The following is a 25087-nucleotide window of genomic DNA, read 5'->3' on the forward strand; positions in this document are numbered from 1 at the left end:
GGTCATGCCGCCCTCCGTTCGGATCCGGCCACGGCGTTCACGGCAGCCTGGATGGCGCATTTGTTGAAGCTGAAGGTCATCAGCGCCGAGGCGCGGTAGCGCGTCAGGCCGAAGTCGTGCCGGCACTCGGGCGGCAGGTATTTCAGCTGCTTGTCGGTCGGTGGCTGACGCAGCCACGACCTGGTCTTGAAGGCGCTTTCATCGCTCTCGTGGGTGTTCAGCCAGTCATCCGCCTGTGCGAGGCAGACGGTGCGTTCGCCGACGCCCAACAAGCGTGGCCGCTCGCCCTTGGCCCCGCCGATGGCGTACCAGACGCCGTCCATCCAGAAGATGCCGCCCCAGGCCGAAAAACCCGTGGCCATCAGAGCATCATCCGTCCCGAAGAGATCGACCCATGCGAAACTGGAGCGTTTCAGCAGGTCGATCTCGGTCATGACAAAGCCTGAGAGCAGAGCGGCATCCGCGCCGGTTTCGCCTTCATCCTGAAGCAACACTTCGCCACAGAGCGGACATTCGGTGGCGGCAAGCGGAATTTCCGCCTCGCAGGCCGGGCAGGATTTGGTCGGGGCTTCCCCGGTGCCGATCTTGCCATCCAAATCGACATCCTGCTCCAGCGTGCCGTGGATCAGGCTCGACGTCCCGAAATCCAGCACCACGCAGTCGGTCTTGACGATGCCGGGGTGTTCTTCCGGATCGACCGTGCGCAGCCCGCGCCCGACCATTTGGATCATGGTGGATTTGTAGGAACTGGGCCGCAGCAGCACCACACAGGAGGTGGGCGGATGGTCCCAGCCTTCAGTGAGCACGGCCACGTTAACGACCACGCGGGTCTTGCCCGACGCGTAATCAGCCAGGATGGCCTTGCGTGTCTCGGAAGCCAGATCGCCATGGATCAGCGCAGCCGTGATCCCCGCAGCGCGGAAGGCCTCGGTCACATGGTCCGCGTGGGCGACGGTTGAACAGAAGACGACCGTCTGACGGTCGCCTGCCTTCTCACGCCAATGGCGGATCACCTCGTCGGTGACAGGCGCGCGGTCCATGATGTCGGCCACCTCGGTCATGTCGAAATCCGCGCTGGTCTTGCGGACCGACTTCAATTCCTCCTGCACGCCCACATCGATGACAAAGGTGCGGGGCGGCACGAGGTGGCCAGAAGTGATCAACTCACCCAAACGGACCTGGTCAGCGACATTGTCGAAGACCTCGCGCAAACCTTTCTTGTCGCCCCGGGCCGGCGTTGCCGTCACCCCGAACACCCTCGCGTCGGGATTTGCATCGCACACCCGGTCAATGATGCGGCGGTAGCTGTCCGCCACCGCGTGATGCGCCTCATCGATCACCAGAAGATCAAGCCGCGGCATGTCGGCCAGGTTCGATGCCCGCGCCAGCGTCGGCACCATGGCAAAGGTGACGTCACCGCCCCAGGATTTCTCGGCGGCGTCGACCACGGATGTCGACGCCTCCGGCACCACGCGCTGGAACTTGGCGCGGTTCTGTGCCGTCAGCTCGTCGCGGTGGGCCAGAACACAGGCCTTGGCACCATCATCGATCATCTCGCCGGTAACCGCCGAAAGCATGATGGTCTTGCCCGCGCCGGTAGGAGCCACGCCGAGCGTGTTGCCGTGTTGTTCGAGCGCAGCAACACTGCGCTCGACGAAGGTTTTCTGACGGGGGCGAAGGCGCATGACCGATCCCCCTTACTGCGCCCAGCTCGGCCGCCCGGGGGCACCGGGGCTGACTGCTGGTGGATTTGACGAGGACGTCTGGGCGGCAGCATTCTGCTGCGGGGCATTGCCGCTGAACTGGAGCGGCGCCGTGCCCATGATCTGCGCATAGTCGCGATGATCTGGCGTCACCGCGCTACGGATCTCGTTCTTGTCGTCACCGCTGGCATCTGTGCCGATGTCGATGCGGGCGACGAACTCGATGCCGTCGAGATCGGAAAAGCCGCTGATGCGCCGTGCTGCCTGCGCCTCGGGCGACATGTCCTTGTCGGAAATCCCGCGTGCCGAGTTCAACATGCCGCGCACCAGGCTGCGGCCCATGTTGGTCCAGTCCGGACCCTTGGGACTGTAGAGCCCGATCAGCGTGAAAATCTTGCGGCGGGCATATTGCCCTTCGGTGACGGTGAACTCGCCGTTCAGATACACCGCGCCTGTAGAGCCGCGCGTGGCATAGCCGCCAGTCCAGCCCTGCGAGGCATCGTCGAATCCGCCGGGACGGATGGTCAGCCGCACCTTGGCCAGCGTGCCCTTGGGAATGAGGTTGGTATTGCTCTGTGCGTCGTTGAAATCGTTCCAGGAACCCATGGGGAACCTCCTTCTTTGTTCAGGATTGCGATTGGGATTCGTCGGTGGCCGCCGGATCGGCGGGTGGCGGGGTGTAGGTCAGCCTGTCGGGCGCCGGGCTAGCGGGCGTCCGGATTTTCGCCATCAGGCGGCCGAGATGTGGCTCTTCGACTTGGGTAAGCCGCCCGGAGCGGTCCTTGGCCGGGAAACCCCAGGGGTTGATCGTCTGGCAGACAAAGGCCCGGTACGGATCACCGCCATCGGCCTTCAGTTCCGCCATGGTGATCACCTCATCGACGATCCCCGGCAGTTCGAGGCCTGTCTTTGAGCCGTCGATCTGCGGCTGGAACACCTTGCGATTGAAGTCGTCGAGCTTCTCGTCGAGGATCCCGACAAACCAGACATTCTTTGCGCGCGTGTGCTGCAGATGGGTGAGCCAGCCGATCATCTCGCGGCCGTGCAGACCATACGCCCCGCGCACATCCGGCTTGCCGGTCTTCTCCGACAGCGCCTCGGGCTGGCCCTTGCACCAGCCGAAACACAGCCGCCCAGCGACAGTGATCGAATCCACGAAGATCGTTTCGTAGCGGTCAAGCGCTGCCGGATCGCCAAAGCGCTCGCACACGGCGTCATAATGCGCCGGGCTGTAGGGTTGCTCGTCGCGCAGCGCCGGGTTGGGTCCGCCGATGAACACCGCGAAATCCCGGCATTCCGTCCAGGTGCGCGGCCGGATGCTGTCACCTGCCCAGCCCTCGATGGCGAGATCGCCCGCTTCGAGATCCATGAACAGCGTGCGCTCAGCGTCGAGGGTCCAGAGCAGCGAGGTTTTCCCGATTCCGGATTTCCCGAAGATGCAGCCCTTGATTCCGCGCGGCTCGGCCAACCGCTGGTCGGCGCTGATGATGGGGAGGCTCACTGGTCAGCCCCCTGCGCGAGGATCTCGACCTTCAGCGTGCCGGGCCGGACCGTGCGCGCCGGTTCGAAGCCTTGCCGGATCGCCTCGGGCCAGGCGGCGTATTTGCGCTCGGGCACCTTGTAGGCGAGATCGACATATTCGGCGGGGTCGTCGCCGGCATCACGGATCCGCGCGACCATGTCGGCCAGTCGGTCCTGATCCCAATCCACCCGCTTCGGCAGATCAGCGACCACGGTGAAATCGCCATCATCAAAGCGGACTGTGCCGGTGTCTTTGCCCGAAACCTTCCGTTCTTCGGCGGCCCGGGTGGCATAGCGGACGGCCAGTCCGGCATCGAAGCGGGCCTTGGCCGCCTTGTCGCGCTTCATACGCTCGTCGATCTCGCGCTGCAGGATTGCCAGCAACTCGACCGGCAAGGCCGCGATCTCGGCCGCGCTGAGGGACGGCAGATCATCCGGCGTGGGGGTGTTCTCGGGGAATGGCATGAAATGGTCTCCATGATCGGTGAATAGGGATTGGAAGGCGGGCATCACGCGGCCTCCTGTTCGGCGAGCAACAGCTCGGACAGCGAGACAGCGGCGGCTTTTGGCTTGGGCCGGGCGACGGCGATGTAGGCGAACTGATCCGGGCCCACGCGCTCCTGCACGAGATGCACGAGGCCTTGCTCGGCGGCCCAGAAGGCCCGCGATCCAAGCCTGCTCAATTCGGCCCGCGCCGCATCCGACAGCCCTGAAAACACAGGGAAGATGTCGAGCACCAGAAAGCCGCGATGGTATTCGAACCGGTCGCCGGGAACGGCCTGCGCCACCCAGGCACAGAACTCGATCTCCGACAGCGGTCGGCTGGCGCGGACCGTGATGAAGGGTGTGGTTTCCATGAACATGATCTCCTCCTTTCGCATCTACTCAGGCCGCTGCCGCATCGTCCCAGACGGGACCGAGGCCGCTTCAACGTCCTTTGTTGCGGCGTTGTGCTGATCGTCCGGCAGGCTCGCGTCGGCGTCGGCATAGACCGCCACGAGAGGCGTCCCATCCTGGTGGGCACCGGCATTCTCGAGGCGGTATGCACGCTGGTTCTTCAGGATTTCCGGCAGCTCCCAGCGGCGGTAGAGGCCGGGGATGCGCTTGAGGTCTACGGACAGGAGGTCGGCTTTGCGGATCATGCGGATCGACTTTCGGTTTGAATGGGGGCGCGCGGTGGCGTCTGAATGGGAAAAGCCACCGCACCGCAGGGATCGGGACACCCGATCAGCGAAATTCTTGCAGGACGTCGCGCAGACGCCGGGTCGCCCGCTGATAGCGTTTGCGCGTCGCCGCCTCAGACAGCCCCAACTCCAATGCGACCTCAGCCTGCGAGAACCCGTCCACGGCCACGCGGATGACAAGATCCGCATCCGTACCGATGATGCGGTTGAGATCGCCATGAAGCAGTGCATTGCTGGCGTTGGCTGACGCCTGACCGTCAGTCGGGATTTCGTCGGGATCGGTCTCGCTGCGCAGGCACTGGTGCCTGTCCTCGCGTTGACGCGTTCTGATCAGGTCTCGCTCGATGTTCCGCAGGATGGTTGCCGCGATCCAGTTGACCCGCTGCTGATCCAGACCCCGAATGGCCTCGGAAGCTCGTGCAAGGATTTCGGATGCAACCTCGTCGCCAGTGCCAACCCTGCGCCAGATCGATCTGCGCCGAACGGCATCCAGCCCCGGCCAGAGCGCCAGCAGCATCAGCGTCAGGGCACAATCGGAGGTCGCGTCGCCAGACTGTGCGGCCCCGACCAGTGCTACCAGAAACCGGTTTTTCTCATTCGGGCCGCAGCTACCAACGTGCAGCGTGTCCAGCAATGCAGCCGGATCAGCGAAACGCGCGAGCGCTTCGCTGTTGCGCCGAAGGGCTTCGAAGTTCCTTTGAAAATTAAGAGTTGAAGAAGACAACATGAGGTGATCACGGATCTCGTGCCACGCGATGGACATTGGACGCCTGCCTTGCGGCCAGGCGTCCAGCGCCTTGTCGTGGCCAGGTCAGGACGTCGTGCGTCTCTGCGATTTCAGGGAATTGGTGAGATGCGCGCCTCAGCGCGCGGGTGATTGCGCCTGGTTCAGCGTGCCGCAGCCGCGGCATGTAGCCTGAACCGGAAAGCCCACGAAATACTCGTGGCCCCGCGCGAAACGCAGGTGCATTCGGCCGTCCCGGCAAACGCCGAGCAGCTTGTCACAGCGCGTGCAGCGCCATTCATAATTCAAAGGGGTGGGTTTTGATTTTGCGCCACCGGTCCAGCTGATCTGGGTTGCCCGGGGGGAAGTATCGGGAGTCGGCATGGAAGTGCTCCTCTGACTGAGTGAGCCTTTCCAATAGACAGCGGTTTTTTAGACCGTCGCCCGCAATATTTTAGACCGTCGTCAGACCGGCCCGCCGAGATCGGCCAGATCAGACGACAAGTCGCCAATATCCACGGGTCGAACCCTTGGCGATGTAGACGTCAAGAATGCTCTCCCACATCGGTTTTTTGAACGCCTGCTGTGGGCTCTTGACGCCAGTATCCTCGATGAGGTCAGCCGTCTTGACATCTGGACTGCCGGCAAGATGCGCCGCGACAAGCTTTTCGAAGATCCGGATCTGATTTGCACCAAGAATGGCAAGCGGTGCTTTTCCGGGGATGCACAATGAAGCGGATTGGTTGCCTGACTTGAGCACTGCGACTGAACTGCCCCCCGCGGCAACATTCCGTCCAGAACTGAAGGTCTGCGCCAACGCATCGCGCGACAACACCAAGTCTTCGCCCTCATCGGACAGATGCGTGAGCACCGGAATGACGACATTCGGCCCGAGGCAGGTGAGTGTATTGGTGCTGGATGTCAGGACTATCCCGATCCCAGACGGATTCCGCGCCCGCAGGAGCTGATCGAGCTTGTTGATGACCTGAGGATCACACAATCGCCGTGCAAAATAGACCGGTTTGCGATCGCCATCCGTCCCCATGTCACCGATCAGGACCAGATCCTGATCAACGACCTGCGCTCCCTTGCTTGTCAGCAATGGGCGGATGAATTTCAGGACAGTTTCCTGAAGCCATTCGCGATTGAGTTGATAGCGTTCCAGATCGACCGTAGGATGTTCGCCCGCGTTTTCTCCGAACGGACCTGTCGCCGAGACCATTCCTGGGGTCGATGAGGGCTTGATCTCGACCTCACCGTTGATGTCGTCCTCGTCAATCAGCACGACATCCTGCCGGTCACGCCGCTCGAGCAGCCCACCCTCAATCAGACGATCAGGATCAAGCCCGATCTCACGCAAGTATCCACCCGTGACCTCGTCTTCCTCGAGATCGTAGAGGTCCACCAGTTGGGCGAACATGGCACGCAAATCGCCGTTGTCGATCTGACGGAAGGCGCTCAGGATCCCCCATTCGTGCAGCAACGCAAATCCGAGACTGCGTTCGTCGGGGTCCTTGTTGCTCTGCAGATTGCAGCTCTTGGCGCCTGACACAGTGATATTGAGGGAGCGTTCCTTGGCGTCGCCTGCACGATTGTACTTCACTGCAATGCCAATACGGCTGAAGCTGGCAGCCCGCCGGAAAATGTTGCCCCGGCCGAGATATCTCGTCGCGATTTCCTGGATGTCATCATCAATGGCGACCTTGAGAGCCAGTTTCCGGCTCCAATGGCCCAGACGGATTTCCACTTCCAGCACCCGTGCCACCTGGATTTCCACACCTTCGATCTTCGGGATTGAAAGTGCCAGAGATGTGCGGAAACGGCTGAGGTTGTAACGCTTCCAGGTCAGCGGTTTTTGAGAAATGTCGTGTTCCAGCGTAACCTCGGCGAAGGCATCGCCCACCTTCTGCCGAACGACCGGACTCTCGGCGCAAATTTCGATCTGCCTTTTTGATGGGGTGTAGATCAAGGTCGCTTCGTTTGGCGGTCGGAAATAGATCGTTCCCCGCCGCCCGTCGTCGCGATGGTCGTGCACGCTCGACAATGGGCCGCCGTGACGGACAATCAGCATGATTGATGTCGGATGCGCTTCAGTAGAAGGCAGGTCGAGCGCCTTCACCGTACAGATTGTCTTGAGTTCGAGGACCTCCGTGATCTTCGACGCCAGCGCGGTTTCATCGATTGCGTTTGCGTCAAGGTTGATCGCCTTTTCCAATTCGACCTCGAACGCATCGTACATCTTACCGTGGTCGCGGAATTGGCGTGCGAAATGAAAACTCTCCGCATCCTCGAAAGTCTGGCGTGTGTTGAGAAACGCCCAGATGCTCCTGCAGAGCGGATCAGGCTGCGCCTCGATTTCCCGCGCCTGCTCTTCCGTGAACTGCTTGTCGACAATTGTCGTGAGGGATGAAATGCCCTTGCTTTCTGCGAGTGCACGGATCCTGCGACAGCGCTGCTCGGCTGGCCGCAATTCGTCCAGATCAAAATCTGACAAAACTCCAATGATTTCCTGCCGAAATTCGCTGACCGACTCTTCATCTGAAGGATTTGGAGCATCCTTGGGCAAATTGAATTCTGGTTCGTTCTCGCCTTCCCGAATAGCAAGCACCGCGCGTGCAAGGTCGATCCGCGCGTCCTCGATCAACGCAAGGATATTCGGGCCAATCGGACTTGCTTTTCGCGCCATGAAATCACCTCAATGCATGTTGTCTCTCAATTTGATTCAACCTCCGATAATCGTTGACGAAAGTCAGGTCCACAAGAGCAGATGTTCGTCACCTGTTCGCTTTCTCATCAGCGCTTGGCGAGAGCGCATGTCCCGCCCAGGCCTTCGCGGTGGCTTTTGATTGGTAACGACACCACCAATCACGGCTACCCGAAATGAAGCGACCTAACCCGTTCCCGCCCGACCAGATGACGCCCACCGAGCGCCGCGCCGAGCTATGCGCCCTGCTGGCTCTCGGGCTGGTTCGTTTACGGATGCGTGATCGGGCGGAAGTATCTGACAAAATTGGAAAAAGTAGCCTACACTATCCGGCCGACGAATGGCGTCATGCAACTCCAACTCATCGGAGAAATGTATGACGACCCACGATCCGATCCCCGCGCGCCTGGCCGCGCTCAAGACCACATCGACGCCGGACCTAAAGGCGCAATGGCGGGAGTTGTTCGACAGCGAACCGCCGCCGTTCAATCGCCGTTACCTCGAAAGTCGCCTCGCGTACCGCATCCAGGAGCTGGCTTATGGCGGCCTGAAGCCGGAAACGGTAAAGCGGCTAGAAGCCCTTGGCGAGCAACTCGATGGGGGTGACCGCAAGAAGAGCCGCATCCGCGCTGACTTGACGCCCATTGTCGGTACGCGGCTGATCCGTGAATGGAAGGGCGTTGAGCATGTTGTCACCGTCACTACCGACGGTTTTGAATGGCAGGGCCGCCCCTACAAATCACTCTCTGCCATTGCCCGCGCCATCACCGGCACACGCTGGAACGGCTGGGTCTTCTTTGGCCTGAAAAACCACCGGAGGGGCGCATGACCAAGCCGATTGTCCGGAAGCTCCGCTGCGCGATCTACACGCGTAAATCCTCCGAGGAAGGGCTCGAGCAGGAATTCAACAGCCTGCATGCGCAACGCGAGGCCTGCGAAGCCTATATCGCCAGCCAGCGCTCCGAGGGCTGGGTACCGGTCCGCGATCAATTTGACGACGGTGGTGTTTCCGGCGGCACTCTGGACCGCCCCGGACTGCAGCGACTAACGACGGACATCGAGGACGGCCTCGTCGACGTGGTGGTCGTTTACAAAATCGACCGCCTTAGCCGCTCGCTGGCCGATTTCGCCAAGCTAGTGGAGGTGTTCGACCGCAATGACGTGACCTTTGTTTCGGTCACGCAGTCGTTCAATACCACCACATCAATGGGGCGGCTGACGCTGAACATCCTGCTCAGCTTCGCCCAATTCGAACGCGAGGTGACGGCCGAGCGCATTCGCGACAAGGTCGCCGCCAGCCGTAAGAAGGGCATGTGGATGGGCGGGGTTCCGCCCTACGGTTATCGCGTTGAAAGTCGTAAACTGATCATCGACGAGGAGCGCGCAGCCCATGTCCGTTGGGCATTCGAGCGGTTTATCAAAATCGGATCTGGCACCGAACTGGCCCGCGAAACCGCTGCCAAGGGCATACTGACCCCCAAGGGCAACCCGATGGACAAGAAGTTTATCTACCGCATGCTCAACAACCGCGCCTATATTGGCGAGGCGGTCCACAAGGGCGATAGCTATCCCGGCGAGCATGATGCCATCATCGACCGCGCCATTTGGGACAAAGTCCACGCGATCCTGAAGGAGAGCCCCCGCAAGCGCGCTGCCCGCACCCGCGCCGATACGCCCGCGCTGCTCAAAGGCTTGCTCTACGGCCCGGATGGTGCCGCGTTTTCGCCTACGCACACCCGGAAAGGCGGAAAGCTCTACCGCTACTATGTCAGCCAGACGGTTTTGAAGCACGGCGCCGGATCGTGTCCCGTGGGCCGTGTCTCGGCTGGTGAGATCGAAACCGCCGTCATTGCTCAGCTTCGCGCAGTGTTCCGCCAACCCGAGATCGTGGCCGGGACATGGAAGGCGGCACGCGCCAATGCCGACGATATCACCGAGGCCGATGCCCGCGCGGCTCTGCAGCAGCTCGACCCGCTGTGGGATGAACTCTTCCCCGCCGAGCAGGCACGCATCGTGGCGCTTCTGATCGAGCGCGTGGACATCGGCGCGGAGGGTCTGAACGTGCGCCTACGCGTCGACGGCCTACGCGGCCTTGCGCGCGAGATGCTTGCAGGCGGCATCGGGGAAGTTGCATGATCCGAGGGGCGCCGGTACCTGACACCGTGACGCTGCACGTACCATTCCGCGTCGTGAAGCGCGGCGGGCGGAAGGAGATGCAGCTGCCCGAGGGCGTCAAGCAACCGCGTCGAACTGACAATACGCTGGTGAAGGCTCTGGCCCGCGCGTTCCGTTGGAAGCGAATGCTGGAATCGGCCGAGTTCACAACCATCGCTGAACTGGCCGAGCGCGAGGGGATCGCGCCATCCTACATGACCCGTGTTCTGCGCCTGACCCTGCTGGCTCCGGACGTCGTCGAGGCGATTCTGGATGGGGCGCAGGTGCCCGAATTGGCGTTGAGTCGGCTGCTTGAGCCATTTCCGGTGGACTGGCAAAAACAGTCGGAACACTTGAGCTAGCAGCCCAATCTGACGGCCACGGTTGAGTTCGTGCCGCGCTGAGTTATTCCAAGCGCAAGTGCAGCTGCATTTCAGCACAACTCCAAGACAATCCGCCCGTTCACCGTCATCCGCAAGGCAGCTGCCAAGACAGCCCGACCTTCGAACCTATCGGTGGCGCAACGGACTCTTGGCTCACCTCAGATGTTCATGCTTTATTCCGAGATTCTTGTTATTCCATCTAGATCGAAAGCTAGATATGGTGCCATAATAAGGGGTTCACACATGCATAAAACACCAAGAAGTTTCAGCTTCATCGATCTTTTCGCCGGTATCGGAGGTTTACGCGTTGGTTTTGAAGCGGCTGGTGGAACCTGTGTGTTCACCAGCGAGTGGAACCGCTTTTCGCAAGAAACCTACTCCGCGAATTTCGGCGACCACCATCCACTCACTGGCGACATCACGGAGATTCGGGAAACAAATATTCCAGCTCACGATGTCCTGCTTGCTGGCTTCCCATGTCAGCCTTTCAGCATCGCTGGGGTGAGCAAGAAGAACTCACTGGGCCGTGCACACGGCTTTCTGGATGAGACCCAAGGAACGCTGTTTTTTGATGTGGTGAGAATCATCGCCCACCATCGCCCGCGCGCCTTCCTCCTCGAAAATGTCAAGAACCTCCTGTCCCACGACAAGGGCAACACCATGAGGGTCATCCTGCATGCGCTTGACGAACTCGGTTACGATGTCGATCACAAGGTGATCGACGCACGCTCTTGGGTGCCACAACACCGTGAGCGCATCTTCATCTCGGGTTTCCGGCGCGATGTTCCCACGCGTTTCTGCCTCGACGATGTGATAATCCCTTCAGGACCGAACCCGCGGCTTTCGGACATCCTTCATCCCGAGGACGGGTCCGAGATCGCCGAGCCTCCCTATACGGAAGGTCAGCTAGCGCGGGTTGCAGACAAGTACACACTGTCTGACAAGCTTTGGGCCTACCTCCAGAATTACGCCGCAAAACATAAAGCAGCCGGTAACGGTTTCGGCTTCGGCCTATGCACTCCCGAGAGCGTCGCCCGGACACTCAGCGCAAGGTATTACAAGGACGGGTCAGAAATTCTGATCGCGCAACCAGGAAAGAACCCTCGGCGACTGACGCCACGCGAATGCGCCCGTCTCATGGGTTTCGACCGTCCCGGCTCCAACCGTCCATGGATCATCCCGGTTTCCGACGCACAGGCTTACCGTCAATTCGGCAATGCAGTTGCAGCGCCGGTCGCGATAGCGATCGCCGAAGCCATGGCCCCGTGGATTGAGAATACTGTCGCACTGAGGCCGCGGAGAAACCAGAGTGCCTGAGAAACGATCACCGATGTCCCGATCGGAAATGATGGCTGGGATTGGACCAAAAGATACAAAACCCGAGATGATTGTCCGCAAGGGATTGCATAGTCTCGGGTTCAGGTTCCGTCTCCACAGCGGCCAACTTGTAGGCAAGCCCGATCTCGTGTTGCCGAAATACCGGGCAGCAATTTTCGTTAACGGTTGCTTCTGGCACGCCCACAAAGGTTGTTCCTATTTCAGATTGCCAAAAACTCGGACTGAATTCTGGCGGGAGAAGTTGGCAAAAAACGTCGAACGCGACCAGAAGACTGCACAGGCGCTCATCGCATCAGAGTGGCGAGTACTGACAGTTTGGGAATGTGCGACAAAGCGCTTTTCCCTGGAAGATCTCTTAAGCGAGATCGCCGGATGGTTGCGCGGACAAGAGATTTCCGGCGAGATGCCAAATAGGCGAGAAATTGTTTGATTGATAAACCCGGATTGCGGGAACCACGCTAGAGAGAGGAAGAGCGGGATGGATGATCTGATAAATGAACCGGATGCCCCGCGCCTGATATTCGGGCTGCGCGACACTGGTTACAATGTAAAGACCGCCGCTGCCGACATTATTGACAATTCGATTGCTGCCAAAGCCGACCATATCAATGTCGAGATTGTCCTTCACGAAGACGGTAGAAAACTGGTCTATTTTGGCGACAACGGTATCGGGATGGATGAAGAAACCATCCATCGCGCTATGCGTTATGGCGCGCCTGTACGCGAAAACCCTGAAAGCCTGGGGAAATTCGGGCTCGGGCTCAAGACGGCTTCAAGTTCAGTCTGCCTAAAATTCACCATCGTTTCGCGGGCTGCCACGGAGCAGCCCCTGGCAAAACTTGCGTGGGATCTCGACCATGTGAAGGAGCGCGGCAGGTGGGAAATGCTGCGCGAGCCGGTATCGACCGACGAAGAAGAAATGTTCGAAGAGCTCTGCGGAGAAACGGGAACCCTCGTAATCTGGGAAAAGTGTGACCGGATCCTGTCCAAGGAATACGAAGCTGGGGGGACCAAGGAACAAGCTGCAATCAAGCGGCTGGCTGACACCCTCAGCAAACACCTCTCTCTAGTCTACCACCGCTTTACCGACAAATCCGATAAGCGCGAGCGGGATATAGAAATTTACATTAACAGCAGTCCGGTCGTACCGTGGAATCCTTTCTACCCGAAAAGGTCCGAACAGGTTCTTCCAGAAAAAAAGCAGACGCTATTGGTTGAGATGCCGGATGGATCGGAAGAACGCGCCACGATCCGCGGTTGGATCCTTCCACACCGTCGCGACATGACGAAGGATGAGGAACGTGAATACGCGCGCATCTCGAACCGGGCTCAAGGCTTCTACGTATTCCGCGAGGGGCGGTTAATCCAAGATGGCGGCTGGATGGATGTCTTCGGTGCGCCCGAACCTCACACTTCCCTTTTGAGGATCGAGTTCGATTTCGGGCATGAGCTGGACGACGCTTTCAGAATCGATGTGAAGAAATCCCGCATTCTTTTCCACCCTGATCTCGAGGACGGGCTCCGGACGCTTCTCCAGCCGATATACCGCGAGGCAGGGAACCGCTATCGGCGGCAGAGCCGAGCGCAGGCCAATGCGAAAAACAAGGTGGATCACGGTAGTTCCAATAAGAACATCGCGGCGACGACGAATGCCGCGAAGGCACAGGTGACGTCGGTGGATCCAGAAGGCCAGTCGGCCGAGATATCCAACAACATGGGACCGAAGATCCGGATCAAGTCACCGATCCAGAACAATGTCAGCCCCGATTACGTGCATGTTGAAGCAGTTGAGTCGATCAATAGCGGGGAACTCTGGCAGCCAGCTTTCCGGAGCACCGGAAACGACGGGCATGTGCCCTCCGTTCTTTTGAATAAACACCACGACTTTTACCAGAAAATTTATCAGCGTGCCGCCGCAAACGGATATGCGGTAGAAGGAATGGACCTTTTGCTGTGGGCATTCGCAGCGGCCGAACAGAACAATACAAATGACGAACTAGAACCCATTTTCGAAGACATCCGCACCGAGATATCAAACAACCTCCGTAAACTTCTACGGAACCTACCGGATCCTGAACCAGGCGAACTGGCAGAAGATGATGAAGACTGATGCTGGCAGCGAAGCAGGAACTCATCGTTCGTGAACTGGAGGAAGGCACGGGTGCTGTCATTGCGGTCGCCATAGACAATGGCGGGCTGCGGTCTGGCATGAAAATATGGTTCGATGACCTTGACCAGCAGCACGGTCCCGTTGCCGAAATTAGACCCCACGGACTCAAAGCACATCGCGTCAATCTGGCATTCGGAAATTTCTCCGGTGCCGTTATTCGCCAGATTCGTCAGGCATCGGCCGAGGATCGGCAGCTGGCCATGGCACTTGTCGCATCCATTGACCAAGCCGCGGGTCTTTCCATCGCGGCCCAGGCGCTCGATGATTGGACCGTCAACGATGGTTCCTTCCGTATGGCTGCAACGATACGGCACGACGTTCGACCCGACTCTGATGAAGCAGTTTCCCATACCTGCCGCGAAGTGATCGTGCCCATGATGGCGGCGATGGCCGAACTCATCGGGTACGACGTGGTCGAAGATGACGCGATCTGCGATGAGCCGGCGTTCGAAGGCGCGATAAAACCTTCTCTCGTCAATCGCCGTGAGCGCAACCCTCGCAACCGGCTCCTCTGCATCCGCTTGCACGGTGAGACTTGCGCAGCTTGTGGTCTCGAACCACGTCGACGCTACGGCGACAATGCTGGCGGTATCATTGAAGTGCACCATCTGGAGCCATTGGCCAGTATCGCCAACCCCAGACCCTACGACCCGGCAACCGATCTCCTGCCTCTTTGTCCATCTTGTCATCGGGCGGCCCATACCCGCCGACCTGTACCGTGGGAAGTCGAAGACATCAGGCGCATGTTGGAGGAACACGGTGGTTGACTACACGAAACTTCCCGAGTCGTTCGCCGAGCTGAAAGAAGCTCTGCCTGCCGGCCATTCTATCTCAGAGAGACTTCTCGAACCAATCGTCCGCCTCGAGCGTGAGGAGAACCGCATCGTCGCGCGTCTGGGTGGCGTCAAGATGGTACGAGGAGAGCGGCATGAATTCTTGGCTCCAACCAACCGTCATTGCTGGGTGGTTGACGGCACGATATTTCGGCCGCTTCCGCGTGATGCAGTGCAGGTGCTCCTGCAAAAAATTGGCGATGCTGACCCAACCGATATTCCATTCAGCACAGCAATCCGTCTCATGAGATTCGATGGTGATGGCATCGCTGCCACGCCATCGGAAACGATCATGAAGCCGGGCAAGGAAGCTGCAGAACTGAAAAGCGATACGATCCGTATCGCAGGCTTGGAAGCGGAGCTTTTTCCCTACCAGGCGAGAGGCGTCCAATGGATGTGGGACACGGTCTCCCGAACCGGCGGACTAATACTCGCCGACGAGATGGGCCTCGGCAAGACGCTCCAAATCATCGCGCTGCTCATGATCAATCCGCCCAACTCTCGGGCACCGGCACTGATTGTCTGCCCTACCAGCCTCATTGCTAACTGGGCCCGCGAGATCGCTCGGTTCGCACCGACCTTGGGGGTAGCGGTTCATAGAGGCGCGCACAGGACTGGGGTGGTTTCAGGGCTGCAAACGTCCCAAGTGCTGATCACAACCTATGATACCATGGTAAATGATATCGCCATTTTTTCGAGCCTCGAATGGTCTTGGGTGATTTGTGATGAGGCACAGGCAATCAAAAACCCGCACTCGAACCGCCGCCAGGCAATCGCAACCATCCCCCGAAAACGGGCCATTCCTATGACCGGGACACCCGTCGAGAATAGCTTGGTCGACCTTTGGTCCTTGACGGACTTCGCCATTCCCGGACTGTTGGGCAGTCTCTCGGAGTTCGAGAGCAGTTTCACTGATAGTCTCGACTCAGGCCAACAGTTGAAGCGTCTCACCGATCCAATCATCCTGAAACGCCGGGTGGCGGATGTGGCGAGCGATCTGCCAGAAAGGATTGACGTGGATGTCCCACTCGAACTCGACGACCGGCTGATCGACCACTATCGCGAGGTACGTGACGCCACTATGGAAAAATACCCTGTCGCGGGCGCCCTCGTTGCCACTCTCCAATTGCAACTCGTTTGTGCTCATCCGTGGCTGCGCAACGCGGGGGAGAACGAAGAAGATGCGGCCATTGTCACAGCCGCAGACATGCCGCTTGTAACACCCAAGATGGAGCGAGTAGTCACCCTTCTGCGAGAGGCCTTTGCCAATGGGCGAAAGGTTATTGTTTTCGCTCTTTTCAATCGGATCGGTGACCTGCTCAAGCAAGCGTGTTCCCACATGCCTGATACGCATTGGGGAGCTATTAATGGCTCAACCCCTCAGGAGGACAGGCAAACCATCATTGATGTATTCGCCGCCCATGAAGGGCCGGCCTGCCTGGTCCTCAACCCGAAAGCGGCGGGTGCGGGTTTGAACATTACCGCGGCAACTGTTGTGATCCATTTCACCCCAGTATGGAATCCTGCGCTTGAAGCCCAAGCAAGTGCACGAGCGCACCGAAGAGGGCAGACCGAACCGGTCACTATCTATCGGCTTTTCTATTTGGACACTGTGGAGGAAGTAATGATTGATCGATCCGCTTGGAAAAACGACCTTGCGAACGAAACCGTGCCAGTCTCGACCCGTGACGCCGATGATCTCAAACGTGCCCTTGAAATAATGCCGGTGAAGTCATGAGCATTGAGAAATACCGTAAGCGACTGAGTGCCAATGATGTCGGCACAACAGGTGGACACCAAGGCGGTGTCTTGATTCCCAAAGGCGAGAGCGAACTTCTGGCGATGCTGCCATCTCTTGACCCGGATGTGAAGAATCCTGACGCATGGATCGAGTGCGTCGATGACACTGGACACAAGTTGAAATTCCGTTTTGTCTACTACAACAACCGCCTTCACGATCCGGGCGGCACAAGGAATGAATACCGGATTACTCACATGACAAGCTGGTTTCGCGACGTAGGCGCTCGGGAAGGTGACGAGTTCGAAATCTCACGTGCTGGCGTCGGCAACCAATATGCGATCGGGATCAGACCGAAAGACGCTGAAGAGGTTGACACTGATCAAGGCATCCGCATCCGTTTGACGGGCTGGCGGCGGGTCCATTAAGGTTGATTGGCCGCCCCTAAAGCGTCCCGTCTTTAACCTGAGACATATCCGGCAGCCTTGAAGTAGTTCCAGCATTCCTGGGGCGAATAGAGATCGCATATCTCGGCGATGGCCTCGAACATGTCGGTGAATGTCCGCGCGCCGATCCGTCTGAGGTGTGCTTTGAGCTTCGAGAAGGCCATTTCGATGGGATTGAGGTCAGGACTGTAGGGCGGGAGGAAGAGGAACCAGCACCCGGCATTCTTCATCGCGTTGGCAGCGGCGGCGTTCCTATGGGTGGCGAGGTTGTCGAGAATGACCACGGTGCCGGGAGCCAGCTCTGGTATCAGCACCTTCTCGACGTAAGCTGCGAAGGCCGGGCCATCCATTGCGCCCTTGATCACCCACGGCGCGATCATGGCCTCGGCGGTAAGGCCAGCGATGAACGTCTGTGTTCCCCATGACCCGAATGGTGCGTCCATGGCTAGGCGAGCCCCGCGCGGTGCCCATCCTCTGAGACGGGTCAGGTTCGTTTTCACCGAGGTTTCATCAATAAAGACAACGCGCTCGGGCTGAACCGACACCGCCGGAATGCGATGCCTGAACCAGTGCTCGCGTTGCTGCCTTACTTTTGCTCGACGGCGCTCGGCGGCGACCAGCGACTTTTTTTATGCGTATAGCCAAGCTTGCGGAGAAATTTGCCAATCGCGTTCGGGTGCGCCCGCACACCGGTCGCATCATACAATGCAGAGGCCAGTTCCGGCATCGTGATGTCGCCATCCTGCTCGATAACTTCAGCGAAGAAGCTGCGGTGCGGATCAAGTTTTCCCTTGCCCTTGGGACGACCTTGAGGAGCCGCGCGGATCTGCCCGGTACGTCGGATCGCAAGCCTCCACCGCGCCCCGGTGGCCGGAGAAAGCTTCAAGCGCAACGCTGCCGCGCGCCCGCTTAACCCTTCCTCAACCAACTTCTGAAATCGCGCCCGTAGCGCTTCCGGCAAAGGTGCTGACATGATCCATCCTCCCAAACAGGATGAATCACAGATCAGGCTTCAAGGGAATCCTTACGATTCAGGTTTTCGGCGGGACGCTTTAATGCTGTCGTGACAAAGAGGATATCCGGATCCTCGGAGATTCATCCTCATCCACGTAGCCTTCCTCTCGAGCCCGCTCCAGAAGGTCGAGTGCGATGACCGATTGTTTTTCCGACGGCAGCTTGGACGGGAACAGGCCGCAAGCCTTCAGAATGCCATCCTCCTTTGGACTGAATATCCTCTTGCCTCCGCCCCATTCCCTGAGCCGGTTCCAGAATTCACCTCCGGCCTCAATCACCGAAGTCTGGGCCTCGATGCCAGAAATTACAGCTTCTTCGCGACGGCCATCTCTCTGAACGGAGCGCGCCTGCTCTGGCTCAACGAGGCAATTCATAAACTCAGGCCCATAGTCGATTTCAACCCGCTGCAAGGTCGCCCAACACGCCTGTTTCTTTCCCCATTCCGTTATATTGTTCACGCCCGCTTCGGGGTGGGTGATTACTTCCACTGCCGCTTCGGCCGCGATCAATAATGCGTCACCTAGATCCCGAGGTACCGATTGGCGCCGCCATACGGCATCAAGATCAATAACATGATCCCTTTCATCTGCGTCCGAGACCAATTTGGCGATAGAATAAGTAACAATGTTCGCGCGATATCCACCGGGATACCACGGCTGTTTCGGAATTGTCTTTTCGAGATACCGGAAGATTATCAGCTTTGAGACCAGGCGCCGATACCATGTCTCATCGAACTTCTTCTCACTCCGGTTCCATTCCGCCCCGATCATCTGAGCAAACTCGCCGAAGTTTTTCTGCGCGCCCTTGCTGACCGTATCAGGCCGCATGCGGAAACTCATCTCGACCTTCGCAAGGTCGGTTTTGACGAAGTATTGCGGTTTCGGGTTTTCGAGATCAAAACGCCGACGTTCAGCTTGGGATTTCTTGGCGCGTTCGACAAGGTACTGGCCCCTTGCGCGCTCGTAGAACCATTTTGTCTCGCGGTTTGTACCTTCGGCGGCCGGAGCCAAAACTCGTCTCGAGTATTCTTCCATCCTCATATGGAAAGGATGGTTCGAGAAGAAATCCGCCGCGCTGACCTTGTTCTGACTATTGGCGTATTTTGAGATGAACGGGACGACCTCTTCAGAAGCATCCGACGGAACAACTGTCAACTTCATCTGCACGTGGACTTGTTCGAGCGTTTCTGGCGAGATTTTCCGAGCCGCGTGGAGAGAAGCTGTTGTTTGACCACCATTTACGACCTGCAGGTTTGTCGCGGACACGATCCTGAGACCGTCCGATGTCTTCTCTACCTCGACACTGTCGGCCGTTGCCGACAGCCCGTTGTTATAGCTAAAGAACATTGCCGGTTCATCCTTGATGGTGTCCCGAATACCCCGGTTCACCGCGCCGCGCGCCTGAAGGAAGCTCCGAACGTTCGACTCCAAAAGCCGCGCCCCCCATTTTTCATAGATTTCAGCCAATTGATGACCGTTGATCACAACAAGATAACTGTCGAGGTGTTCGCCGCTGCTCGACGCAGCCAGTGCCGGAATGCTTGCGCCGAAATCTTCCCTGAAATTGACGATGATCTTTTCCCGAGCGTGTCCCGACGTCTCATAACGATGGAAGCGTGTAAGATCCCAGATGTTGTAGGTGACTGGAATGCCATCAATCTTGCCCGCAAGAACCGCGTCTGTCCTGGCACTATAGGTCGCGTTGGTCATGAGAATGAGTTTGATCTTCGTTATGGATGACCACGCCGATGTAATAATTGAGGCGGCACCTGCTTCAGCACTCCCCTCGATCAGGTCCGCCCGGAAGGCAGCCCGACGCGCGGCAGCGACAAAGTTGATTAGGTGGCCGAAGGCCTTCTTGGCATCGCTTGCATTGATCTTAACCGCTGCGTCTCCATCATGAAAATCGCTGACGATGACGCTAAGTATACCCTCGGACTCACGCGGGTCTCCGCCAATCCCGTCGAGCCTTACGGTCTTTCCCTGACTGCTGGCGAGAAACGTAACTCGGTCAGCGGTCGCAATTTCACCTTCTGCTTCCAGGAGGGCAGCCATCCGTTCAAAAAATGCGTCAGCCTGCGAAATACCACTTGCTGATGCTTCTGCAGTGACTTCGCCAACGACGGACCTATTGAATTCGATCAGTTCATCCAATTCGTTTCATCTCCTGATCAATGCCACCGTTCTGCGCGCCCGTTTCATTGCTTGCCGAAACCAAGCGCCTGTTCGTAGCTCCTGAAAAGAACCACCAATACCGTCGTACTCTCCCTTGATAAGGTCAAGCGTCACAACCACCATCCACTGTGGAGATACCCACCTCGAGATGAGCCAATGACACGACAGATTTGGTTTTTCTGCGACCACCTCATTACTGCTCACCAACATGCGGCTCATTGCCAAAGACATCAGCGTGTAAACCGACGGCGAAGCTGAAGAAAATGGTAGGCGGTATGTTGTTGCCATCCCTTTTTTGCTGATTTTCCCAGCGCCTGCATCTAACGTCAATGCCTTCAAGCCAAGTGACGTCGTCAAAAGGAGTGAGGTTCGAACCGGGTCGCTTAACGCGGTCGAGACCGACATCGAAGTGCTCGCCTGCACCCCTCGAAATTCAACACGTTTTCAATATCTTACAGAAATTTCACCAAATCGCTGCAGGCAACAGGTCGGGAGAACATGGGCCCGGAGAGAACACCTCGGGCTCTTTTGGCCCCGTCTCCGGTGCTTAGCCCCTCGTGCATAACCCTCGAAAACAACGGAAAAATCCGGCCGAAGGCGGATCGGGAGAAACGTTTCTCAAGGGCAAGTGGCGGGGAGACAGGGATTCGAACCCTGGGAACGCTCTCACGTTCAACGGTTTTCAAGACCGCCGCATTCGACCACTCTGCCACCTCCCCGGTCTTGGGGCGGTTTAAGGTGCTGCAAGACAACACGCAAGAGGAAATTATCCCTTCTCACGAAATGTCCTGGCCCACAATTGCCCTCAAAATCCCCCCTTACTGACAGATGAAACCCTGTTGCGCCCAGCAGGAAACGCGCGGGATAACGCCCATCACCCAGCTTTTGCAAACCACCCTCGGGCATAGGGTTTTCATGACTGCCGCTGCAGGCTATCATTCGCCAAATCAAAACGACGACCGGGAATCCGGCGAGACGCGCTTTGGCGCAAAGAGCACAGGCAAGGAAATGATCATGACACCACCCATGCCGAAATCGAGACCACGGTTTGGCCTCGCCGTGATGGCAGTATCAGTGCTGGCGCTCTCGGCCTGCGAAGACGGCGCCAATCTGGGGTTTCTGAAACCCAAACCGGCAGAGACTGCCGTCACAGGTTCCAGTAGGACACAATTGGTTGAACGCGACGTCGAGGCGCCGGATGTGTTTCAGGTCAACGAAGCCGGGCTCTGGGATGGTCGTCCATCGTTGGGCGGCGTATGGGTGGCGCACCCGGATGCCAAAGACCCGGAACGAGTGATCATCCGCAACACGTCCAATGGCAAATTTGTCATCGGCGCCCTGTTCCGCCGCGAACGTGAAATCCCCGGCCCACGATTGCAGATTTCTTCCGATGCGGCGGCGGCGCTTGGCATCCTGGCAGGCGCTCCCATTGAATTAAATGTCACCGCGCTACGTCGTGAAGCCGAAGAGCTGCCGGATCCCACCTTGGCTGACGCGACCCTGCAGGACAGCCCCCTGGAAGAGACAGCAGCCGCAGCGCTTGGCGCGGATGAAATCGAAGCCACACCGCTGGATCCAATCGCAGGCGCCGCTGCCGCGATCGAGGCGGCACCAGCCTCCAGTCCACAGGCCTCTAGCTCACAGGCCTCTAGCTCACAGGTCTCTAGTCCACGGGCCCCCGTCGCCCCGGCGCCGCGTGTCTCTTCACTAAGCAAGCCGTTCATTCAAATCGGCATTTTCAGCGTTGAAAGCAACGCAAAGAACACCGCAGCACAGATGCGCAACGCCGGTTTGATCCCCACTGTCCTGGCGCAAACCGGGAATGGGAAACCATTCTGGCGCGTTGTGGTCGGCCCAGCCCAATCCAAATCGGAACGCAGCCAGCTGCTGAAAAAGATCAAGGAAACCGGCTTTACTGATGCTTATGCCGTCACCAATTAACACCGTCACCCCCATCCCCAAGGAGGCCAAAGGCGTGAAATCAACAGGCGCGAAATCCATGGTCAGCCCCTTTGCCAAACTTACCTTGGCCGCCAGCTTTGGGCTTTGCCTGACGGCGCTGCCGCTTGCCGCTTTTGATACCAAAGCGCGGGCCGCCTATGTGGTGGATCAGGGCACCGATACGGTGCTTTTGTCCAAAAATGCCGAAGTGCCGCTGCCCCCGGCCTCCATGTCGAAACTGATGACGCTCTATGTCGCCTTCGAAGCGCTGCGCGATGGCCGTCTGTCTTTGGACGAACGTCTGCCTGTGAGTGCTCACGCCATGAGCTATGGCGGCTCGACCATGTTTCTGGACACCACCGACCGGGTGCGTGTCGACGACCTGCTGCGCGGCATTATCGTGCTCTCGGGTAACGATGCCTGTGCGGTCATCGCCGAAGCACTTAGCCCCGATGGCACTGAGGCCGGCTTTGCCCGCTACATGACCAAACGCGCCCATGAGCTGGGCATGAGCAATGCCAGCTTTGCCAATTCCAACGGCTGGCCCGCGATCGGCCACCGCATGTCGATGCAGGATCTTGGCGTACTTGCCGAACATCTGATCGAAGACTTTCCACAGTATTACCCGCTGTTTTCCGAAAAGAGTTTTGCCTTTGACGGCCGGGCGCCCTCCAATACCCGCAACCGCAATCCCCTGCTGGGGCTTGGCATTGGCGCCGATGGGCTCAAGACCGGACACACCTCGGAGGCAGGCTATGGTCTCGTGGGTTCCGCCGTGCAGGGGGATCGCCGGGTGATCTTTGTGGTGAGCGGATTGGACAGCACCAAGGCCCGCGCAGAGGAGGCCGAGGCCATTGTTAACTGGTCGTTTCGCCAATTTGCCAAAAAGATCGTCGCCAAGGCCGGTGTCTCGGTCGCCAGCGCCGAGGTCTGGCGTGGAGCGGAACGATCGGTAGGCCTGGTGCCCGAAACCGATCTGGAAATTCTGCTGCCTGCTCTCGCGGGCTCTGAAATCCCGGCTGAGGTGGTCTATTCCGGCCCAATCAATGCCCCCATCAGCAAAGGCCAGCAACTGGCAGAGCTGGTGCTGCAGCCGGATGGGCTACCGGAAATCCGCCTGCCCCTGGTGGCGGAACAGGATGTCGCCAATGCTGGTTTCTTTCAGCGGGTACAAAATGCAGCAAAGGTTCTGTCCAGACGCCTGATTGCTGGTCCCGAGGCTGCCCAGTGACCGAGCATAGAATGCAGGTGCCCGCCGGTCTGTTCCTGACCTTTGAAGGTATTGACGGTTCAGGCAAATCCAGCCAGTGCAAACGCCTGGCCGAGGCTCTGCGCAGGGCGGGCTACGATGTTGTTCTCACCCGCGAGCCCGGTGGCTCTGAGGGGGCCGAGGATATCCGCCGTCTGGTGCTGGAAGGCGACCCCGCAAAGTGGTCCGCCGAGACCGAGATCCTGTTGTTCACCGCTGCCCGGCGCGACCACATGGAGCGTACCATTCTGCCCGCTCTGGCTGCGGGCAAGGTGGTGATTTGCGACCGCTTTGCCGATAGCACCCGAATGTATCAGGGCATGTCACGGGGCGATTTGCGCGCCACGGTGGATCAGTTGCATAATCTTATGATTGGGCGTGAGCCGGACCTGACCCTGCTCATCGACATGGACCCCGCCACCGGCCTGTCCCGCGCCAAGGGGCGCCAGGGCACAGAAGAACGGTTCGAGGATTTTGGCCTCGGCCTGCAGGAGAAAATGCGTGCCGGCTTTTTGGCCTTGGCAGCAGAGTTCCCTGACCGCTTCAGAACTGTGGATGGTGCCCAGGATATCGACGCGGTCGCCGCTGATGTATTGCAGCTTGCCAAGGCAGCCCTGGCCGCCCGTGTCAAAGCGGCGCAGCAATGAGCCGCGCGCCCAAGGCAAAAGCTGACGAAGACCTGCCGCGTGCCGATCAGGCTCCCGGCGCACCTCATCCGCGCGAGACCATAGAGCTCTTTGGGCAGGATCAGGCAGAGCAGGATTTTCTCACCGCCTTCAACTCCAACCGGCTGCATCACGGCTGGTTGCTCACCGGGCCGCAGGGCGTCGGCAAGGCAACCCTGGCCTGGCGCATCGCCCGGTTCCTGCTGGCCACACCACCCGCCGAGGAAGGCCTGTTTGGCGCGCCGCCGCCCGCAACATCCCTGTCGATTGACCCGGATCACCCGGTCGCACACCGCATTCAGGCCCTGGCCGAGCCGGGCCTCGCCGCCATCAGCCGCAGCTACAATGACAAGGGCAAGCTGCGCGATCAGATCGTGGTGGATGACATCCGCAAACTGAACCGATTTTTTGGCCTGTCCTCCACCGATGGTGGCCGCCGGGTGGTGATTGTGGATGCCGCCGACGACATGAATACAAGTGCTGCCAATGCCTTGCTGAAAATGCTGGAAGAGCCCCCTGCCCGCACCACTTTGCTGTTGATCTCGCATCAGCCCTCGCGCCTGCTGCCGACGATCCGGTCGCGCTGCCGCACCCTGCGACTGGGGCCGCTTTTGCCGGAAGATATGCAATCGGCCCTGGCACAGGCGGGCGCTGATTTGCCTGAAAACACCGCCCATCTTACCGCCCTGTCGGCGGGCTCTGTGGGGGCTGCTCTGCGTTTGTTGAACCTGAGCGGGCTTAAAATCTACGCCGAGCTGGTGCAGATCCTCAACACCATGCCCCGGTTGGATCGCCAACGCGCCATCGCCCTGGCTGAGGCCTCGGCCCAGCGTGGCGCTGCCGAAAAGTTTGAGCTGCTGCTGAGCCTGATTGAGGTCGCCCTGTCGCGACTGGCCCGAACCGGCGCCACAGGGCAGCCGCCACAGCCCGAAGCCGCAGCAGGCGAGGCCGCAATGCTGACCCGACTGGCCGCCGCGCCGCTGCAGGGACGTGCCTGGGCGGATCTCTCGGCTGAGGCCACAGCACGCGCGCGCCATGGGCAGGCGGTGAACCTTGACCCGGCTTCACTTGTCCTAGATACGGTTTTTAAGATGCAAGAGACCGCATCCCGGTGACCTATAGGCAGGCCACCCCGGATCCGGCCAG

25 protein-coding genes and 1 tRNA gene are annotated in these 25087 nt (G+C 59.0%); 13 read left to right on the forward strand and 13 right to left on the reverse strand.

All coding sequences use genetic code 11. The annotated features are described in order from the left end of the window. Positions 1-2: 2 nt before the first annotated feature. From JZI28_RS14205 to JZI28_RS14245, 9 genes are all read right to left on the reverse strand, one after another. Positions 3-1685, reverse strand: a complete 1683-nt coding sequence (locus tag JZI28_RS14205) for a DEAD/DEAH box helicase family protein (protein WP_375698024.1) — start codon at positions 1683-1685, stop codon at positions 3-5. A 12-nt stretch (positions 1686-1697) separates the two neighbouring features. Beyond that, positions 1698-2309 carry a hypothetical protein gene (locus JZI28_RS14210; protein ID WP_093321828.1) on the reverse strand — a complete coding sequence of 204 codons (612 nt, stop codon included), beginning with the start codon at positions 2307-2309 and terminating at the stop codon, positions 1698-1700. A gap of 19 nt (positions 2310-2328) precedes the next feature. Next, on the reverse strand, positions 2329-3204 hold the full coding sequence (locus JZI28_RS14215; RefSeq protein WP_375698025.1) for an ATP-binding protein: 876 nt from the start codon (positions 3202-3204) through the stop codon (positions 2329-2331). After that, positions 3201-3734 (reverse strand): hypothetical protein, encoded by a 534-nt coding sequence (locus tag JZI28_RS14220; RefSeq protein ID WP_212611517.1) that lies wholly within the window; start codon positions 3732-3734, stop codon positions 3201-3203. The genes JZI28_RS14215 and JZI28_RS14220 overlap by 4 nt, the downstream gene beginning before the upstream one ends. Further along, positions 3734-4087 (reverse strand): hypothetical protein, encoded by a 354-nt coding sequence (locus JZI28_RS14225; protein ID WP_375698026.1) that lies wholly within the window; start codon positions 4085-4087, stop codon positions 3734-3736. Before JZI28_RS14225 ends, JZI28_RS14220 begins: the two co-directional genes overlap by 1 nt. Before the next feature lie 18 nt (positions 4088-4105). Beyond that, positions 4106-4366, reverse strand: a complete 261-nt coding sequence (locus JZI28_RS14230; RefSeq protein WP_375698027.1) for a hypothetical protein — start codon at positions 4364-4366, stop codon at positions 4106-4108. 85 nt (positions 4367-4451) lie between these two features. Continuing rightward, positions 4452-5171, reverse strand: a complete 720-nt coding sequence (locus JZI28_RS14235; RefSeq protein ID WP_375698028.1) for an RNA polymerase sigma factor — start codon at positions 5169-5171, stop codon at positions 4452-4454. A gap of 99 nt (positions 5172-5270) precedes the next feature. Then, the gene (locus tag JZI28_RS14240; RefSeq protein WP_375698029.1) at positions 5271-5516 is read right to left on the reverse strand and encodes a hypothetical protein; all 246 of its coding nucleotides are present in this window, start codon (positions 5514-5516) and stop codon (positions 5271-5273) included. Between the two features lie 109 nt (positions 5517-5625). Beyond that, positions 5626-7818: a hypothetical protein gene (locus tag JZI28_RS14245; protein WP_375698030.1), complete on the reverse strand. Its 2193-nt coding sequence runs from the start codon at positions 7816-7818 to the stop codon at positions 5626-5628. A 394-nt stretch (positions 7819-8212) separates the two neighbouring features. Between JZI28_RS14245 and JZI28_RS14250 the strand changes: the two genes are divergently transcribed. The 9 genes from JZI28_RS14250 (at position 8213) to JZI28_RS14290 (ending at position 16880) form a co-directional block, all read left to right on the forward strand. Further along, positions 8213-8665 (forward strand): DUF2924 domain-containing protein, encoded by a 453-nt coding sequence (locus JZI28_RS14250; protein ID WP_375698031.1) that lies wholly within the window; start codon positions 8213-8215, stop codon positions 8663-8665. Further along, positions 8662-9972: a recombinase family protein gene (locus tag JZI28_RS14255; RefSeq protein WP_375698032.1), complete on the forward strand. Its 1311-nt coding sequence runs from the start codon at positions 8662-8664 to the stop codon at positions 9970-9972. Before JZI28_RS14250 ends, JZI28_RS14255 begins: the two co-directional genes overlap by 4 nt. Next, positions 9969-10352 carry a hypothetical protein gene (locus tag JZI28_RS14260; protein WP_375698033.1) on the forward strand — a complete coding sequence of 128 codons (384 nt, stop codon included), beginning with the start codon at positions 9969-9971 and terminating at the stop codon, positions 10350-10352. The genes JZI28_RS14255 and JZI28_RS14260 overlap by 4 nt, the downstream gene beginning before the upstream one ends. A gap of 264 nt (positions 10353-10616) precedes the next feature. Beyond that, on the forward strand, positions 10617-11690 hold the full coding sequence (gene dcm, locus JZI28_RS14265) for a DNA (cytosine-5-)-methyltransferase (RefSeq protein ID WP_375698034.1): 1074 nt from the start codon (positions 10617-10619) through the stop codon (positions 11688-11690). Continuing rightward, positions 11683-12141 (forward strand): very short patch repair endonuclease, encoded by a 459-nt coding sequence (locus tag JZI28_RS14270; RefSeq protein WP_375698035.1) that lies wholly within the window; start codon positions 11683-11685, stop codon positions 12139-12141. Before dcm ends, JZI28_RS14270 begins: the two co-directional genes overlap by 8 nt. 48 nt (positions 12142-12189) lie before the next feature. Further along, a complete protein-coding gene (locus JZI28_RS14275) occupies positions 12190-13821 on the forward strand; it encodes an ATP-binding protein (protein WP_375698036.1) in 1632 nt (543 codons plus the stop codon). Further along, on the forward strand, positions 13821-14648 hold the full coding sequence (locus JZI28_RS14280) for an HNH endonuclease (protein ID WP_222263816.1): 828 nt from the start codon (positions 13821-13823) through the stop codon (positions 14646-14648). The genes JZI28_RS14275 and JZI28_RS14280 overlap by 1 nt, the downstream gene beginning before the upstream one ends. Continuing rightward, complete coding sequence (locus JZI28_RS14285) at positions 14641-16452, forward strand: DEAD/DEAH box helicase (protein ID WP_375698037.1); 1812 nt, start codon at positions 14641-14643, stop codon at positions 16450-16452. The genes JZI28_RS14280 and JZI28_RS14285 overlap by 8 nt, the downstream gene beginning before the upstream one ends. After that, positions 16449-16880: an EcoRII N-terminal effector-binding domain-containing protein gene (locus JZI28_RS14290; protein ID WP_375698038.1), complete on the forward strand. Its 432-nt coding sequence runs from the start codon at positions 16449-16451 to the stop codon at positions 16878-16880. The genes JZI28_RS14285 and JZI28_RS14290 overlap by 4 nt, the downstream gene beginning before the upstream one ends. 32 nt (positions 16881-16912) lie before the next feature. On the opposite strand, the gene JZI28_RS14295 is transcribed toward JZI28_RS14290, so the two are convergent. The 4 genes from JZI28_RS14295 to JZI28_RS14310 all read right to left on the reverse strand — a co-directional run bounded on the left by JZI28_RS14295 (position 16913) and on the right by JZI28_RS14310 (position 20805). Continuing rightward, positions 16913-17871, reverse strand: a protein-coding gene (locus tag JZI28_RS14295) for an IS630 family transposase (RefSeq protein WP_375698039.1) whose coding sequence is annotated in 2 segments (ribosomal slippage) — positions 16913-17527 and positions 17530-17871 — 957 coding nt in all. Because the reading frame shifts where the segments join, the coding sequence is not laid out codon by codon here. 79 nt (positions 17872-17950) lie between these two features. Next, the gene (locus JZI28_RS14300; RefSeq protein WP_375698040.1) at positions 17951-20065 is read right to left on the reverse strand and encodes an AIPR family protein; all 2115 of its coding nucleotides are present in this window, start codon (positions 20063-20065) and stop codon (positions 17951-17953) included. Positions 20066-20071: 6 nt separating this feature from the next. Next, a complete protein-coding gene (locus tag JZI28_RS14305; protein WP_375698041.1) occupies positions 20072-20491 on the reverse strand; it encodes a hypothetical protein in 420 nt (139 codons plus the stop codon). A 224-nt stretch (positions 20492-20715) separates the two neighbouring features. Further along, positions 20716-20805, reverse strand: a tRNA-Ser gene (locus JZI28_RS14310). 289 nt (positions 20806-21094) lie between these two features. Here JZI28_RS14310 and JZI28_RS14315 point away from each other — a divergent pair. From JZI28_RS14315 to JZI28_RS14330, 4 genes are read left to right on the forward strand one after another with little or no spacing between them, the layout of a single operon-like run. Further along, positions 21095-22027, forward strand: coding sequence for an SPOR domain-containing protein (locus JZI28_RS14315; protein WP_375700106.1), 933 nt, complete (start codon positions 21095-21097; stop codon positions 22025-22027). Positions 22028-22085: 58 nt separating this feature from the next. Further along, positions 22086-23258, forward strand: coding sequence for a D-alanyl-D-alanine carboxypeptidase family protein (locus tag JZI28_RS14320; RefSeq protein ID WP_375700107.1), 1173 nt, complete (start codon positions 22086-22088; stop codon positions 23256-23258). Positions 23259-23269: 11 nt separating this feature from the next. Beyond that, positions 23270-23923 (forward strand): dTMP kinase, encoded by a 654-nt coding sequence (gene tmk / locus JZI28_RS14325; protein WP_375700108.1) that lies wholly within the window; start codon positions 23270-23272, stop codon positions 23921-23923. Then, on the forward strand, positions 23920-25056 hold the full coding sequence (locus JZI28_RS14330) for a DNA polymerase III subunit delta' (protein WP_375698042.1): 1137 nt from the start codon (positions 23920-23922) through the stop codon (positions 25054-25056). Before tmk ends, JZI28_RS14330 begins: the two co-directional genes overlap by 4 nt. Positions 25057-25087: the final 31 nt, after the last annotated feature.

The sequence above is a fragment of the Pseudophaeobacter sp. TrK17 genome (assembly GCF_042192375.1).
GTDB lineage: Bacteria > Pseudomonadota > Alphaproteobacteria > Rhodobacterales > Rhodobacteraceae > Pseudophaeobacter.